Genomic DNA, 15,146 nt, shown 5'->3' with positions numbered 1-15,146 from the left:
AAGCTAAGCCTCACAGCGCCGATGGTACTGCAGGGGGGACCCTGTGGGAGAGTAGGACGCCGCCGAACAATCATTCAGAAAAGCCCCCGCCGGGTGAACCCGGCGGGGGCTTTTCGCGTTTCCGGCCGCCCGGGGTGCGGCGGGAACTGGACTAGGCCGCCCCGTTGGGAAGTTGACTGGACAACAGTTGGCCGAAAGCTCACGCGGCGTTCGCCGGCGGACTGTGTACGGCCCGTGTGCGCTGCCTATGTTCGAGCCTTCTCGGAACACCCATGCATGGCACGACTGGGAAGGACATCACGTGGCCTCCATCGACAGGCGCCGTTTTCTCCAGCTGGGCGGCGCGTCCGCCGCTGCCGCGGGCCTCGGGGCGTTGCCGCCCGTGGTCGGCAAGGCGCTGGCCCTGCCCGCGATCAGCCGGACCCGCTCCATCAAGGACATCGAACACGTCGTCATCCTGATGCAGGAGAACCGTTCCTTCGACCACTACTTCGGCACCCTCCGCGGGGTGCGCGGGTTCGACGACCCGCGGCCCACGGCACTGCCCGACGGCCGGCCGAACTGGCACCAGCCCGCCGCCGCGGTCAGGACCGGCCGCTACCACGACCGCGGCCTGCCGGCTTCCGAGAAGGAGGTGCTGCCCTGGTACATCGACCCGAGGAACACCACCGAGCACCAGGCCGGGACGGACCACGGGTGGAGCAGCGGTCACCTCGCCTGGAACGAAGGGCGCCACGACCAGTGGGTGAACCAGAAGCAGGACGTCATGACGATGGGGCACCTCAAGCGTCAGGACCTCCAGTACCACTTCGCCCTCGCCGACGCGTTCACCGTCTGCGACTCGTACTTCTGCTCCGTCCACGCCGACACCGCGCCCAACCGCATCTACCTGTGGACCGGCACCAGTGACCCGCGCAACGCGTACGGCCGCAAGCCCAACGGGCCCGGCCTGGAGGAGCGCAACGGCAGGAACGGCTACACCTGGACGACGTACCCCGAGCGGCTGGAGCAGGCCGGGGTCAGCTGGAAGCTGTACCAGGGCGGCTCCGGTGAGCCGGGCACCCCGACGGACAACTACACCGACAACTCGCTGATGTTCTTCGAGCGTTACCAGGTCGCCGAGGGCGCCTCCGGTCCGCTCGTGGAGAAGGGCGCGACCGACCACACGCTCAAGGAGTTCCGGGCCGACGTGCAGAACGGCCGGCTGCCGCAGGTCTCCTGGATCGTCCCGCCGTACCTGTACAGCGAGCACCCCTCCGCCACGCCCACCGACGGCGCGTACTACATCAACCTGGTGCTGGACGCGCTCACCTCCAACCCCGAGGTCTGGGGCCGGACGGTCTTCCTCATCAACTACGACGAGAACGACGGCCTGTTCGACCACGTCGTGCCGCCGATGCCGCCGGTCGTCAGCCGGCCGGGCGGTCAGGGCATGGTCTCCACCGACCTGGAGGCGAGCCTCGGCGACGAACTGCTCGACCTCGCCAAGTACCCGGGCGAGATGAGCCCGTTGGTGCCCGGCGCCGACCGTGGCGGGCTGCAGCCGATCGGGCTGGGCCCGCGCGTGCCGCTGCTGGTCATCTCGCCCTGGTCGCGCGGCGGTTGGGTCTGCTCGGAGACCTTCGACCACACCTCGGTGCTGCGGTTCCTGGAGGCCCGCTTCGGCATCGAGGAGCCCAACATCAGCGCCTGGCGGCGGTCCGTCTGCGGTGACCTCACCTCGGCGCTCGACTTCTCCGGTGCCGACCGGGGGAAGATCTCCATACCCGTGCCCGCGCCGATCGCCTCCCAGGGCAAGCCGTACCAGGTGCCGCTGCCCCAGCGGATGCCCACCCAGGAGCCGGGCACCCGCCCGGCCCGCGCCCTCCCGTACGACCTGCGGGTCAACGAGGACGAGACCGACGACGCCACGGTGTTCCAGCTCAACCTGGACAACAAGGGCACGGTCGGCGCCTGGCTCTACGTCTACGACCGGACGGCGCCGACGGCCGCCCCGCGGCGCTACACCATCTCGGCCGGCGACAGCTTCGAGGACCACTGGCCGCTGACCGACGCCGGCTACCACCTCGTCGCCCACGGGCCGAACGGCTCGGTGCAGGAGTTCGAGGGCAGGACGGTGGGCGGCTTGGTCGCCCGCTTCGAGCCCACCGGGAACAAGGTGCGGGTGACGGTCTCCAACCACGGCGAGACGACCCGTACCGTCACCGCCGAGAACGCGTACGCCAAGGACGCCAAGGACGCCAAGGACGCCAAGGGCACCAAGCAGGGCCGTACCCTGCGGCCCGGCGACGACGCCCGGTTCACCTTCGAGCTGCCCGACGAGAACCGCTGGTACGACATCTCCGTCGTCGCCGCGGACGGCCCGGCCTTCCGGCGCCGCTGGGCCGGGCACCTGGAGAACGGCCGCCCCGGGATCAGCGACCCCGGCCCGCGCTGACGATTTCCCCCACTGGGTGCCGCGGCCGGGCCGTCAGGGACGGCCCGGCACCCAGAGGGGGACGGGGGCGACGAGGGGCATCGCCCGGGCCGCGTCCTGCTCCAGCCAGCCGTCCACCCGGGCCGGGTCGCCCTCGCTGAGCTCCACCAGCGCGGCCGCGGCGATCCGGGCGCAGCACAGTACCACTGCCAGCGCGTCCTGGCGGCGGTGCCGCTCCCGTACGTAGGCCTCGGCCCGCTCCTCCAGGCGGAGGCGGTGGGCCGGTCCGTCCTCGGCGGTCAGCGCCTGGACGCCGTGCCACACCAGGGTCAGCGCGCAGGGCTCGGCGGGGTGGGCCTGGTCCTCCCGCTCGGCCTCCTCGCGGGCCTCGGCGGACCGCTGGCCCAGCCACCCGAGCGCTGTCGCCGCGTCGTCCCCGCAGGAACGCAGCAGCAGCTCGGCGGCCTGCTCGACGACGGCGGGCACCACCGCGGAGGCGGGCACCCGCAGTCCGGGGGCGGGTGTGTCGCCGAAGGAGAGCCAGGCGTCCGCGAACGAGGCCGCGCGCAGCCCGCCCACCCAGGCGGGCGCCCCGCCCGTCGCCCCCAGCCACTCCTCGGCCCCCAGCCGGACCAGGCCCACGGCGATCAGATCCGCCGCGTCCCCGTCCAGCCCCAGCAGTCGTCCGCTCCGCACCACGCACCCCCACCTGCGTTCGTCACCCTTCGAGCACATCCCACCACACCGGGGCGCGAACGAACTAGGCAGGGGCACGTCACGAATCGGTGCCGGTGCGGCGCGACCCCGGGGGAGGGGGCGGGGGAGGCGCGGTCGGTGGGCGGTGGAGTTCGGGGTCGGTGACGTGCACCCGCCTGGGGCGCCGGTCGCCGTCAGCCGGTGGCCGGTGCCAGGTCGTGCACCAGGAAGTGGAGTTGCACGTCGTCCGTGGACTCCGCCCACAGCCCTTCGGCGTCGAGCACGGAGGCCGCGACCATCCGGGCCTCGGCGACGAGCTCGGGGCGGTAGTCGAAGCCCGGCCACGGCAGGACGGGGAAGTCGTTCTCCTCGCCGAACCGCCGGACCCGTTCGATGTCGCCGAGGACCGCGGGCGGAAGCGACTCGTTCGCCCAGGACCACAGCCACGACTGCTGGGCGAGGCTGACGCTGCCGATCATGGTGAGACGGCCGGCGAGGAACACCTTGCCGGCGCGCGACCAGGTGATCCGCGCATCGTCCAGCGACCAGTGGTACTGCACATCACCCGACAGTCCGAAGCGTTCGACCATGCGGGCCTGCCGGGCGCGGGCACGTTCGCGGGCCGCGAGCACGACCTCCTCCCAGCCGGAGTGGTCATGCTTCGAGCGGTCGTCCACGGTGTCTCCTCGCACAGAACTTTCGGCGAGATCCTCTCATCCGGACGGCTGCGCCGGAGCCGCGGGCCCGGGCCTGCCCGTGGCCGTGGGCGGGCCCGCGTCGGCCTGGTCGGCCTGGTCGGCCTGGTCGGCCGGGGAGGTGTCAGTGGCCTGCGGTTGACTGGTGCGATGGACGATCTCGCCGCCCACCTGCACCGCGTCGACGCCCTGCTGGCCCGCCCGGCACCGGGCGTCGCCCGGCTGCCGGTGGCGACCGGCGACCTGGACGGCGCCCTGCGCCGCCTGATCGAGGCACTGCGCCCCCGCTGGGGGTCGTCGCGCACCCTGGCGACCGGCGGCTTCGTCGACCCCACCCTCGACGAGGGCCGCGGGCTGCCGTTGGTGGTGGCGCTCCCCGGGGGCGTGGTCGACCTGTGCGGGTGGGCGGTGCGCGGGCGCTGGGTCGGCTGCGGGATCGTCCGGCAGGACGGCGGGAGCGGCGAACCACAGCTCTTCGTGGTGACGGCTCCCCGGGTGGACCCGGCGGAACTCGCCCTTCCCGCCGACTACTTCGAGGAAGAAGACCAGGTCGACGGGTCGGGTGTCCGCTGGGTGCGGCGGCTCGCCGCGGTGACCGGTCGGCCCCGGTCGCGGCAGTGGTCCGTCGACTGGTCGTCGGCCGAGGCCCGGCTCGGCACCGCGCTGCCCGCCGACTACCGGGACTTGGTGGAGCACTTCGGCCCCGGTACGTTCGCGGGTTACCTCGACATCCTCCTGCCCGGTCCCCAGCCCGGCTCCGATGATCCCTCCTGCCTGGTGAGGAACGCCCGAACCCTCGCCGACCTCGCCGCCGCCCACCCCGACATCGCCGCGGTCCACCACCCCTACCGGCTCCACCCCGCCCCCGGCGGGCTCCTGCAGTGGGCCGGCTCCGTCCAGGCCGACCAGTTCTACTGGCTGACGGACGGCCCGGACCCGGACCGGTGGCCGGTCGTCGCCCGCAACGAGGACGGCGACCACCAGGCCCGCTTCGACGGTTCCACCGCCGAGTTCGTCCACCGCCTCCTCACCGACCACCGGCACCCCTTCTCCGTCTCGGAACTCCTTGACCACCGGGACTTCGAGCCGTACGAACCCCGTTCCTCCACAGAGGACTGGTGACGGCCGCAGGGCCTGCGCCCGGCCCGGGCCTGCCCGTCAGGCCGGGAGGGCGTCGAGCCACTCGGTCAGCAGGCGGTTGACCTCCGCGGGTCGCTCCTGCTGGATCCAGTGCCCGCAGCCGTCGAGGAGGTGGGCGGCGGCCAGGCCGGGCAGGGTGGTGGGGAAGGCGGCGATCGCGTCGGCCAGCCAGGTCGTGGAGGCGTCCAGCGCTCCGCCGATGAACAGGGACGGCTGCTCGATCGGCGCGCCGCGGTACGGGGCGAGGTCCGCCCAGTCGCGGTCCATGGCGCGGTAGCGGTTGAGCGCCCCGGTCATGCCGGTGCGCTCGAACTCGCCCGCGTACACGTCCAGGTCCTCCTCGGTCAGCCAGCCGGGGAGCGCGCCCCGGGGGAAGCGGTCGCGCAGCCGGCCGCCGGCTCGGGCCACGAAGTGCGGGTCCGGTTCGTCCCGGCCGGGCATGGTGTCGGCGGACAGGGCCGCGTAGAAGCCCGCGAGCCAGCCCCTGAGGTCGGACTCCATCTCCGCCTCGGCCCGGCCCGGCTCCTGGAAGTAGGAGACGTAGAACTCCTCCTTCTCGCCGCCCAGTTGCGCGAGGACCTCGCCGGGGCGGGGGCCGCCGGGCGGCGCGTAGGGGACGCTCAGCAGCGCGACGGCGCGGAAGACCCCGGGGTGCAGCAGGGCGGAGGTCGCCGCGATGCCGGCGCCCCAGTCGTGCCCGACGAGTACCGCCTGCTCCTCGCCGAGGGCACGGACCACGGCGACGTTGTCCGCCACCAGGTCGAGCATCCGGTAGGCGTCCGCCCCGGCCGGCTTGCCGGACCGGCCGTAGCCGCGCACGTCGAGCGCCGCCGCCCGGTACCCCGCCGCGGCGAGGGCCGGGAGCTGGTGGCGCCAGGAGTACCAGGACTCCGGGAAGCCGTGCAGCAGCAGCACCAGCGGCCCGGTGCCCTGCTCGACCAGGTGCAGGCGCCCGGCGGGCCCCTCGACGGTGCGGTGACGCGGATCGGCGGACGGCACGGGGTGGTGCATCGCGACTCCTCGGTGGACAGGCGGGTGCGGTCGTCCACCGATCATGCGGCGCTGGGCCGGGTCGGTGCGAGGATCCTTGACATCCTGGCAAACTGGCAGGACAGGGCGGAGAGAGCGGTACGACCGGAGGGAGGCGGGCAGCGGTGACGGACGACCGTACGGCCGACGTACTGGCGGCCATCGGCCCCCGGCTGCGGGCCGCGCGCGAGCAGCGCGGGGCCACCCTCACCGGTGTCAGCCTCGCGACCGGGATCGCGCTGAGCACGCTGTCGCGGGTCGAGACCGGCCGGCGCCGACCGACCCTGGAGGTGCTGCTGCGGCTCGCGCAGGAGTACGGCGCCTCGCTCGACCAGCTGGCCGGCACCGCCCCCGCCGCCCCTGCCACCCTTGCCGTCGCCCCCGCCGTCCCCGCCGCCCCCGCTGTCACGATCGGACCGGGCGCCGCGACACGGCGGCGACGCCCCGGCCCCGACAAGGCGGTGCTGCCGCTGACCCGGTACGTGGGAGGCCTGCATGCCCACAAGCACGTCCTGCCCGCCACCGACGCGCCACCGACCCGGCCCCGGCAGTCCTCCCACGACGGGTACGAGTGGCTCTGCGTCCTGTACGGGCGGCTCTGGCTGGCCCTCGGCGAGCAGGACCTCGTGCTGGGCGCCGGTGACGTCGCCGAGTTCGACACCCGTACCGCCCACGGCGTCGCGAACGCCGGGGCCGACGAGCCGGTCGAGTACCTGGTCATGTTCGGCCCGCAGGGCGAGAGCCTCCGCCCCCGCACCCCGCCCCTCGGCCGTGGCACCCGGTAGCGGAGCGGCGTCCTGCGTCGGGGTGCCCAGGGGGGACGGCTCCCGGCTCGGTAACGGTGCTTCGTGAGCCGACTGCGGTCGGGTGGGGGCGGGAAGTGAGCAGCGCACGGGGGAGAGAGCGATGACGGCTGATCAGATCGAGGGTTCCGAGAACTGTGAGAGCTCGGAGAGTTCGGAGAGTTCTGACGGTGCTGACGGTTCCGGCGAGGGGCGGCCCCGTCGGCCCCGCTGGTTCCGGCGGCTGGGGCGGTGGCAGCGGCTCGGGGTGGCGGCGGTCGCGGTCGGGGTGTTGGCGGGAGCGTGGCCGGCCTGGCAGGAGTGGAGGCCCGAGTCCTTTGCCGCAGTGCCCGGTTCGTCGTGCTACGGAACCCTGGACGAGCGGGCGCTGCGCGCGCTCATGGTCGACAACGAGGACGTCGAGGCAGCGCAGGGCCCGCTGCTGACGGACCACCTGGACAACTTCGGCCGACTCCTGGGCAGCTGTGGCATCAAGCAGGGCGGACACCAGCTCGTGAACGTGCTGGTGAACCAGGACAAGGGCTATCCCGAGCCCCCGGCACCGGACCTGCCCGTGCCGAAGCAGATGCCCTCGCTGCGCCTGGAGTCGGTGTCCTTCGCCCACGACTACGACCGCCACGGGAACTTCGTCGCCGAAGGCACCAGGGTCCACTTCCGCTGCTGGAGCCAGCCCCATGAGGCCGACCACTTCTCGGTCCCCTTCTTCCTGCGCGTCATCGTCCTCGGCCGGGCCGCCGGATACGGCGACGACCAGGAGCAGTTGACGCCCCACCAGCGCCGGGTGCTGGCCGACGCCGCCCTGGCACTGGCCAAGGCGCTCTCCACGGAGCTGCGGTGCGATGCCGGTGTCCGGCTTCCGGCCGAGCCGCCGGCGGACTCCTACGGCCTCCCGACGGCCGACTGGCTGTCAACGCCGCGGTGATGCCGAACCCCTGCGGGGGTGCCGGGGTGAGGGAGGGCGGCCCGCCCCGGGGCGTCAGGTGGTGGCGGCGGATCCCGACTGCCGGACGCCGCTGAGGATCCGCTCCAGCGCGCCCTTGTCCGGGGAGAGCGCGTCGTCGTCCACCGAGCCCTCGAACACCACGTAACCGCCGCCCTTGGCCTGGAAGGTGGCCAGCAGGACGTAGCCCTGGGCGCCGGTGGAGGTGCGCACGTGCCAGCGGGCGACGTAACCGGGCACGCCGTCCACGCTCATGGGGGCCGAGCCGTAGTCGGTGTGCTGGGTGATGCCGGGGTAGAGCCCGCCCGCCCAGCCGGGCATCGCGGAGTCGGCGGCCTCCTTGGCCGTGGCGCCCTGGACGACCTCTTTGCTGACGGCGAACATCCCCCGGACGCAGCGGTGGCCACCGTTGCAGCTGTACTGGCCGGTGCCTTCGAACATCGACCAGTTCGGGCGGTCGGACTCGGTGGCCCACCCGTCGAGGACCGGGACGGTGAGGGCGTGCTGCGGGTCCGGCGCGACGCCCGTGGCGGACGGTGCCGGTCGTGGCGTGGTGGGTGCCGGAGGTGCCGGGGTGGGGGTCGGGTTCGGGCTCGGCGGGGGGAGGGTGCCCTGGGAGTCGCTGACCGTCGGGGCCGGGGTCGGGTCGGCCAGCGGGGTGTTGCCGTGGCTGAACGCGAACGCGGCGACGATCCCGGCCACGGCCAGCGTGCCCGCCACGGCGCCGACGATCACGCCCGGCCGTGCGCGGCGGCGGGCCGGTGCGGCCGGCGGGGGCGGGTACGCGGGGCCGCCGGGGCCGGGGTACCCGTAACCGGCGGCGGGGTAGCCGTAGTTGGGATCCTGCGCGGTGTGCCCGCCCGGGTAGCCGTACCCGTGGTCGGGCCCGCCGTAGCCGTAGCCGTGGTCGGGCTGGACGGCGACGCCCTGAACGGCGGTGCCCTGGAGCGGCCGGACCTCGTTGGTCCAGGCGTTGCCGTCCCACCAGCGTTCGTACCCCGAGGCGTTGTCCGTACCGGGGATCGGGTACCAACCGGGGGGCGTCGAATTCGTCACGGACGTACACTACCGGCCCCGCACCGGCAAGGCCCGAGCGGGTACGCGCCAAGCGGGCACCGGCAGTTGCCGGCCCGATCGGCGGACGGCTGCCGGGGCCGGGCGGGTTCGGTGCGATCATCTTCGGATGCGAGAGATCGACGAGTTGACCGAGGTGGACGATCCGGCGTGGCCCGAGCTGGAGGCGGCGATCGCGGCGGCGGCCGTGCCGGTGGAGGTGCTTCCGGCCGACCGGGGCGAGGGGCACCGGTGCCTCCGGCAGCTGCAGGTCACGGCGCGGTCGGTGCTCGGTGCCCTGGTCCTGAACACGGGCGGGCTGCTGCTGGACGACGGGTGGGTGCGGGTGTTCGGTGGCGGCTCGCCGGTGGGCGGGGGCCTGCCGAGCCTGGGCCGGGTCAACGGCTTTCCGGCGGCCTTCGAGTCCGCCTGGCACCCGGCGGACGGCCTCGTCGTCGGCCACGACGTCGTGGGCGGGGTCTTCGCGCTGAACGGCCACGACCCCGCGGCGGCGGGCCGTCCGGGCGCGCCGGGGCAGATCACCTACTTCGCTCCCGACACCCTCGAATGGGAGGCCCTGGAGATCGGCCACTCGGCCTGGGTCTCCTGGCTGCTCTCGGGCGGGTCGGAGACCTTCTACGACGGTGTGCGCTGGCCCGGTTGGCGGGCCGAGGCCGCGGCCCTGACCCCGTCCCAGGGAATCGCGGTGTTCCCGTTCCTGTGGTCCGAGCAGGCCCAGGCGGACCTCGCGGCCACGACCCGACGGGCGGTGCCCATGCACGAGGTGCTCGGGGTGGCGGCCGATCTCGCCGGGCAAGCGGGGCTGGCCGATCCGGGGTTCCTCGGCGAGGTCCGAGGCGACGCCAGGTAGCCAGGCAGTCAGGCAGCCAGGCAGCCGGTAGCACCTCGCGTCTTCGTGGAGGCGCGCGACGACCGAGCCGTACTGCTGCGCGCCCTGCGTCCCGTCGTGGTGTCCCGGCGCCCGCCGAACGGGACGGTGCCGAAGGCCCGTGAGGTGAGCGGCCGGGCGGGGGTCTCCGGTGCGTGCCGGATCCATGGGCGCGGTGAGGACGTGCGGGACGGCTTCCCGGGATGCGCGCCGGGACGTCACGGATCCCCCGGTGGCCGAGGCCCGCGGCGGACGCTGCCCTTCCGTCCGTCGGCCCAGTTCAGCGGCCGCGACCGAAGGCCTCCGCACCCGGGCGGCGGCCCGTCCCAGCGTCCGGGCGGGTGCCGTGAGACGCGGCCGTTCGATGGATGGGACGGCACACCCCTCCCCGTACGGGCGGCCGGTGAGGCAGAGTTCTGACGAATCATCATGGATTTGGAGAACCGCCTGTGAACACCCTCCTCCCCACCCGGCGCCGCTTGTCGCTGGGCCTGGCCCTGGCGTCCGTGCTGACGGGCGTCGGCGCCTTCACCGCCTCGGCGGCGTCCGCCGCGACCGTGCCGGCCCCGATACCGATCACCTCCCCGTCCTGCCCGGCCAACCTGCGCCTGGGGGAGGTCGACGGCTGCGTCACCCAGCTCCAGCTGGAGCTCAACCAGACCGGCGCCCACCTCGCCGTGGACGGGCAGTTCGGGTCGGGCACGGACACGGCGGTGCGCGACTTCCAGGCCGCCCACTCCCTGGACGTGGACGGCATCGTCGGCCGGGCCACCAAGGCGGCCATAGACACGGCCGCGTCCGCCGCCGCCGGCACGGTGGACCTGCGCACCCAGTGCGGGGACCTGCAGAAGGGCGCCACCGGCGCGTGCACCAAGACCCTGCAGTCCATGCTGAACACCTTCAACGCGGGCCGCCTCACCGTGGACGGGCAGTTCGGCCCCGCCACCGACACGGCGGTGCGCAACTTCCAGGCCGCGCACGCCCTGACCATCGACGGCATCGTCGGCACGGCCGTCAAGAACGCCCTGTACGGCAGCAAGCCCACCCCGCTGCCCAGCGGCCCGATCGACTCCACCAAGGTCCTGAACGCGGCCAAGTCCTACCTGGGCGTCCCGTACGTGTGGGGCGGCGGCCACTCGCTGCGCGGCGAGGGCCCCGGCCCGTCGCTCGGCACCTGTGACGGCTACACCGGCTCGATCCAGCCCTGCCCGGCGGACACCACCGTCGGCATGGACTGCTCGGGCCTGGTCCGCGCGGCCTTCTGGTTCGGCGCGGGCATCGACCTCGCCAACGGTGGCGACACCAGCGAGCAGACCCTGGACAAGCACCTCACCCCGATCACGGAGGCCCAGCGCCGCCCGGGCGACGTCGAGTACTTCGGCAGCGCCGCGCACAACACCGTGCACGTGGTGCTCTACGCCGGAACCGACCCGGCCACGGGTGCGGACATGATGTACGAGGCGAAGGAGACGGGCACCAACGTGCACTACGTCGGCCTGCGCACCGGCGGGTACTGGTACCGGGTGACCGCCTGACGCTCCGACCGACAGACGGTCTGACTGGCTGACGGCCTGACGGGCCGGTCCGAACGGACGTACGCGCGGGTGACGGTTGCCGTCACCCGCGCGTCGCGCTACCGGCCGACCCGGTCAGGGGCGGTCCGCCTCGGGGGTGCCGAGGAGGTCGGTCACCAGGCGGTGGGCGTAGGCGGCGTCGAGGCCGGACGGGCGGAAGAGGATGCGGTACATCATCGGGGCGACGACCCGGTCCATGGTCGTTTCGACGTCGGGGGCGGGTTCGCCGCGGTCGGTCGCGCGGGTGAGGATGGCGTCGATCTGTCCGGCCGCGTAGGCGGAGCACTGGCCGGCGTTGCTGCCGTCGGGGTCGCCGAGCAGGGCGTCGCGGGTGTAGGCGCGGCCCGAGGCGGAGGCCATCTCGTCGAGGAACTGTTCGGCCCAGGCGGTGAGGTCGGAGCGCAGGTCGCCGTGGTCGGCCGGTTCGCCGTCGGGGCGCAGCCGTTCCACGGCGACGTCCGAGAGCAGTTCGGCCAGGTCGCCCCAGCGGCGGTAGATCGTGGAGGGGGTGACGTCGGCGCGTTGGGCGACCAGGGGGACGGTGAGCGCGTCGCGGCCCACCTCCGCCAGGAGTTCCCGGACGGCGGAGTGCACCGCGGCCTGGACCCGGGCGCTGCGTCCGCCGGGGCGCACCATCTGCTTGCGACTCATGGCACCACTTTAAAGCACAGTTCTTGCGTTTAGCGGGGGATCACCGCGGCGGGCGGGAAGGCGGGCGGGCGGTCGGGCCTGGGGACGGGGCCGGCCGCGTCCCCAGGCGCCGGGCTCAGGCGACCGGCGCGAGCGCCCGGTCCGGCTGCGTCCGCTCGTAGGCGTGGCCCACCCGCAGCAGCGTCCGCTCGCCGAGGGGGTGTCCGAGCAGCTGCATCCCGATGGGCAGACCCGCCGTGTCGTGGCCGACCGGGACGGAGAGGGCGGGCACCCCGGTGATGTTCGCCGGGGCGGAGAGGCGGACGTAGGCGTCGGAGACGCCCTCGACCGTGCCGTCCGGCCAGGTGACGGTCGCCTGGCCGACCCGGGCCGCGGTCATCGGGACGGTCGGGGCGGCGATCACGTCGACCTCCTCCAGGACGCGGGCCCACTCCTCGCGCATCAGGGTCCGGGCGCGTTGGGCACGCAGGTAGTCGCCGGCGCCGATCAGCTCGCCGGCCTCCAGCAGGATCCGCACGTCCGCCCCGTACAGCTCGGGGACGGTGCGCAGGGTGCGCTCGTGGTAGGCGGTGGCCTCCGGCACCATCAGGCCCCACTGGGTGGCCTGGAGGTAGCGGGTCAGCGGGATGTCGACCTCGACGAGCCGGGCGCCGAGCTCCTCCAGGTGGCCGACGGCCCGGTGGACGGCGGCCGACACCTCCGCGTCGACGTGGTCGAAGTAGTGGTTGTTCGGCACGCCGACGCGCACGCCCGTCAGGTCCGCGGCCCCGGCCCGGTCCCGCTGCGGGCGGAGGTCGACGGCGGGGGAGTCCAGCGAGGCGGGGTCGCGCGGGTCGTGCCCGGCGAGGGCGGTCAGGACGAGGGCGGCGTCCTCGACGGTGCGGGTGATCGGCCCGACGTGGTCGAGGGACCAGGACAGCGAGGTGACGCCGTGGCGGGGCACCAGGCCGTACGTGGGCTTGAGGCCGACCACGCCGTTGAGCGCGGCGGGCACCCGGATCGAGCCGCCGGTGTCGGTGCCGAGTGCGAAGGTCGCCGCCCCGGCGGCCACCGCGACGGCGGAGCCGCCGCTGGAGCCGCCGGCGACCCGGGAGCCGTCCCAGGCGTTGCCGGTCTGCGGGGTGGTCAGGCCGTAGGCGAACTCGTGGGTGTGGGTCTTGCCGACCAGGACGGCGCCGGCGGCCCGCAGCCGGGCGGCGACCGTGCTGTCGGCGGTCGCGCGGTGGTCGGCCCGGACCCGGGAGCTGGCCGTGGTGGGCAGGCCGGCGACGTCGATCAGGTCCTTGAGGCCGACCGGGACGCCGTGCAGCGGCCCCCGGTGGTGGCCCCGGGCGATCTCCCGCTCGGCCTCGCGCGCCGCGGCGCGGGCCTGCTCCGCGGTGACGGTGACGTAGGCCCCGACCTGCGGTTCCACCCGGTCGATGCGGTCGAGGACGGAGTCGACCAGTTCGACGGGGGACAGGCGCCGTTCCCGGATCTGCTCGGCGGCGTCGGCGAGGGTCAGCTCATACGGCTGCATCGTTCTGCTCCATCTCCTGGGTGTTCGCGTTCCGGGTGCCCGCGTTCCGGGGGCCTGGGTGCTCTCGGGTCCTGCCCGCGTTCTCCTGTGTCGCGCGGTAGGCGCTGGCGGGCGGGGTGTCCCCGAGGTCCAGTTCGCGCAGGACGGCGACGACGGAGCGGATGTGGTCGGCGGTGGCCGCGACCTCGGCGTGGCGGTCGTCGGGCAGCGGGAGTCCGGCCAGGGCGGCCCAGCGGGCGGCCTCGGGCGGGGTGAGTGCGGGGGAGGACACGGCGGATCCCTCTTCCGGTCGGGCGGGAACGGCGAAGCGCCCCGCTAAAAGCTAACGGCTTGCGTTAGTGCGACTGTAGGTTCTATCGTCGCTTAACGCAAACACATTGCTTTTACGGGAGGGAGTCCCATGCCCGGCCCTCTGTCCGGTCCCGCGTCCGGCGCCATGTCCGGCGCCATGCCCGGTGTCACCTCCGGTGTCACGTCCGGCACTTCGGCGCACTGCCCGCTCCGGGCCGGTCGCGCCCACCGGAGGAACCGCGCGGCAACCTTCGCCCTCGACGCCTCGGTCCTGGTGGCCCTCCTGGCCGCGTCCAGCGCCCCGACACCGCTGTACCCCCTCTACCAGGACCGCTGGGGCCTCTCCGCGCTCGCCGTCACGGTGGTGTTCGCCGCGTACTCGCTGGCCCTGCTGTCGGCCCTGCTCACCACCGGCGCGCTCTCCGACCACCTGGGACGGCGCCCCGTACTGGCCGGCGCACTCCTCGCGGAGGCCGCCTCGATGCTGCTCCTGGCCTCGGCGGACGGAGCCGGCCCCCTGACCGCGGCCCGCCTCCTGCAAGGGGCGGCGACCGGCGTGGCCACCAGTGCCGCCGGTGCGGCCCTCCTCGACCTGACGGACCCCCGGCGCCCCGGACGCTCCGCCCTGACCAACACCATCGCCCCCGTCGCCGGCATGGCCGCCGGCGTCCTCGGCTCCACCCTCCTCGTCCGCTTCGCCCCGGCCCCCACCGTCACGGTCTACGTGCTGCTGGCCGCGCTCTTCGCGGCCCAGGCGATCGCCGTCGCCTTCACCGCCGAGACGGCCCGCCGCCACCCGGGCGCGCTGCGGTCGCTGCGTCCGCGACTCGCCCTCCCGCCCGCCGCGCGCCGCACCCTGCTGACCACCGGCACCGCCGTCGTCGCCGTCTGGGCGCTGGGCGGCTTCTACTCCTCCCTCGGCCCGGCCCTGGTGCGCCTGGTCGCCCCCGCGGCTCCGCAGGCGGCCCGCGGCCTGGTCTTCTTCACCCTCAGCGCCACCGCGACCCTCACCGTGTGGGCCCTGCGCCACGCCGACCCCCGCGCCACCGTCACCGTCGGCTGCCTGGCCGTCCTGCCGGCCGCGCCCCTCACCCTGGCCGGACTGCACGGCGTCGGAGCCCCCGCCGTCTACGGCGGCGCGGCCCTGGCCGGCCTGGCCTTCGGCGCCGTCTCCCAAGGGACCCTGCGCCTGCTCCTCGCCCCGCTCGCCGAACGGGACCGCGCCGCGACCCTCGCCGCCTACTACGTCCTCAGCTACCTCTCCATGAGCCTGCCCGCCATCGCCGCGGGCGCCGCCACCCGGCAGTACGGGCTCGGGGCCACCTCCCACGTCTACGCCGCCGTCGCCGCCCTGCTCGCCGTGGCGGCCCTCGCGGCCCTCGCCGTGTCACGGCGCCGGGGCCGGCCGGCTGCGACCAGCCCCGACCGCTGAATCACGCCCACCGCACAG

13 protein-coding genes, 1 rRNA gene and 1 pseudogene are annotated in these 15,146 nt (G+C 74.3%); 8 read left to right on the top strand and 7 right to left on the bottom strand.

The features are described 5' to 3' along the window. Positions 1 to 68: ribosomal RNA gene (gene rrf / locus ACZ4W5_RS35350) — 5S ribosomal RNA — on the top strand; the annotation flags it as partial. Positions 69 to 301: 233 nt separating this feature from the next. Next, positions 302 to 2,437, top strand: coding sequence for a phosphocholine-specific phospholipase C (locus tag ACZ4W5_RS35345; RefSeq protein ID WP_465659193.1), 2,136 nt, complete (start codon positions 302 to 304; stop codon positions 2,435 to 2,437). Between the two features lie 33 nt (positions 2,438 to 2,470). On the opposite strand, the gene ACZ4W5_RS35340 is transcribed toward ACZ4W5_RS35345, so the two are convergent. Both ACZ4W5_RS35340 and ACZ4W5_RS35335 read right to left on the bottom strand, forming a co-directional pair. Beyond that, positions 2,471 to 3,115 carry a hypothetical protein gene (locus ACZ4W5_RS35340; protein WP_465659192.1) on the bottom strand — a complete coding sequence of 215 codons (645 nt, stop codon included), beginning with the start codon at positions 3,113 to 3,115 and terminating at the stop codon, positions 2,471 to 2,473. Positions 3,116 to 3,306: 191 nt separating this feature from the next. Further along, positions 3,307 to 3,789, bottom strand: coding sequence for a DUF6882 domain-containing protein (locus ACZ4W5_RS35335; RefSeq protein WP_465659190.1), 483 nt, complete (start codon positions 3,787 to 3,789; stop codon positions 3,307 to 3,309). Between the two features lie 168 nt (positions 3,790 to 3,957). Between ACZ4W5_RS35335 and ACZ4W5_RS35330 the strand changes: the two genes are divergently transcribed. After that, entirely contained in the window at positions 3,958 to 4,929 is a 972-nt protein-coding gene (locus ACZ4W5_RS35330; RefSeq protein ID WP_465659188.1) for an SMI1/KNR4 family protein, read from the top strand. A 36-nt stretch (positions 4,930 to 4,965) separates the two neighbouring features. Here ACZ4W5_RS35330 and ACZ4W5_RS35325 read toward each other — a convergent pair whose 3' ends face one another. Further along, positions 4,966 to 5,958 (bottom strand): alpha/beta fold hydrolase, encoded by a 993-nt coding sequence (locus tag ACZ4W5_RS35325; protein WP_465659186.1) that lies wholly within the window; start codon positions 5,956 to 5,958, stop codon positions 4,966 to 4,968. Between the two features lie 143 nt (positions 5,959 to 6,101). Between ACZ4W5_RS35325 and ACZ4W5_RS35320 the strand changes: the two genes are divergently transcribed. Both ACZ4W5_RS35320 and ACZ4W5_RS35315 read left to right on the top strand, forming a co-directional pair. Next, positions 6,102 to 6,761 (top strand): helix-turn-helix domain-containing protein, encoded by a 660-nt coding sequence (locus tag ACZ4W5_RS35320; RefSeq protein ID WP_465659184.1) that lies wholly within the window; start codon positions 6,102 to 6,104, stop codon positions 6,759 to 6,761. Between the two features lie 343 nt (positions 6,762 to 7,104). Then, positions 7,105 to 7,701 carry a hypothetical protein gene (locus ACZ4W5_RS35315; RefSeq protein ID WP_465659182.1) on the top strand — a complete coding sequence of 199 codons (597 nt, stop codon included), beginning with the start codon at positions 7,105 to 7,107 and terminating at the stop codon, positions 7,699 to 7,701. 54 nt (positions 7,702 to 7,755) lie between these two features. On the opposite strand, the gene ACZ4W5_RS35310 is transcribed toward ACZ4W5_RS35315, so the two are convergent. Further along, entirely contained in the window at positions 7,756 to 8,775 is a 1,020-nt protein-coding gene (locus tag ACZ4W5_RS35310) for a DUF2510 domain-containing protein (RefSeq protein ID WP_465659181.1), read from the bottom strand. 127 nt (positions 8,776 to 8,902) lie between these two features. On the opposite strand from ACZ4W5_RS35310, the gene ACZ4W5_RS35305 reads away from it, so the two are divergent. Both ACZ4W5_RS35305 and ACZ4W5_RS35300 read left to right on the top strand, forming a co-directional pair. Next, positions 8,903 to 9,643 carry a DUF2625 family protein gene (locus tag ACZ4W5_RS35305; RefSeq protein ID WP_465659179.1) on the top strand — a complete coding sequence of 247 codons (741 nt, stop codon included), beginning with the start codon at positions 8,903 to 8,905 and terminating at the stop codon, positions 9,641 to 9,643. A gap of 467 nt (positions 9,644 to 10,110) precedes the next feature. Next, a complete protein-coding gene (locus tag ACZ4W5_RS35300; protein ID WP_360242088.1) occupies positions 10,111 to 11,196 on the top strand; it encodes a C40 family peptidase in 1,086 nt (361 codons plus the stop codon). 114 nt (positions 11,197 to 11,310) lie between these two features. On the opposite strand, the gene ACZ4W5_RS35295 is transcribed toward ACZ4W5_RS35300, so the two are convergent. From ACZ4W5_RS35295 to ACZ4W5_RS35285, 3 genes and pseudogenes are all read right to left on the bottom strand, one after another. Next, a complete protein-coding gene (locus tag ACZ4W5_RS35295; protein WP_360242085.1) occupies positions 11,311 to 11,886 on the bottom strand; it encodes a TetR/AcrR family transcriptional regulator in 576 nt (191 codons plus the stop codon). Between the two features lie 115 nt (positions 11,887 to 12,001). Then, positions 12,002 to 13,405 carry an amidase gene (locus ACZ4W5_RS35290; protein ID WP_465659177.1) on the bottom strand — a complete coding sequence of 468 codons (1,404 nt, stop codon included), beginning with the start codon at positions 13,403 to 13,405 and terminating at the stop codon, positions 12,002 to 12,004. Between the two features lie 82 nt (positions 13,406 to 13,487). Continuing rightward, positions 13,488 to 13,676, bottom strand: a pseudogene (locus ACZ4W5_RS35285) (hypothetical protein); the annotation flags it as partial. 129 nt (positions 13,677 to 13,805) lie between these two features. Here ACZ4W5_RS35285 and ACZ4W5_RS35280 point away from each other — a divergent pair. Beyond that, positions 13,806 to 15,128: an MFS transporter gene (locus ACZ4W5_RS35280; RefSeq protein WP_465659175.1), complete on the top strand. Its 1,323-nt coding sequence runs from the start codon at positions 13,806 to 13,808 to the stop codon at positions 15,126 to 15,128. The last annotated feature ends 18 nt before the right edge of the window (positions 15,129 to 15,146 follow it).

The organism is Kitasatospora sp. NPDC029367 (assembly GCF_055569135.1).
The sequence above is the reverse complement of the archived record's forward strand: the minus strand, read 5'-3'. Positions and strand labels throughout refer to the sequence as shown.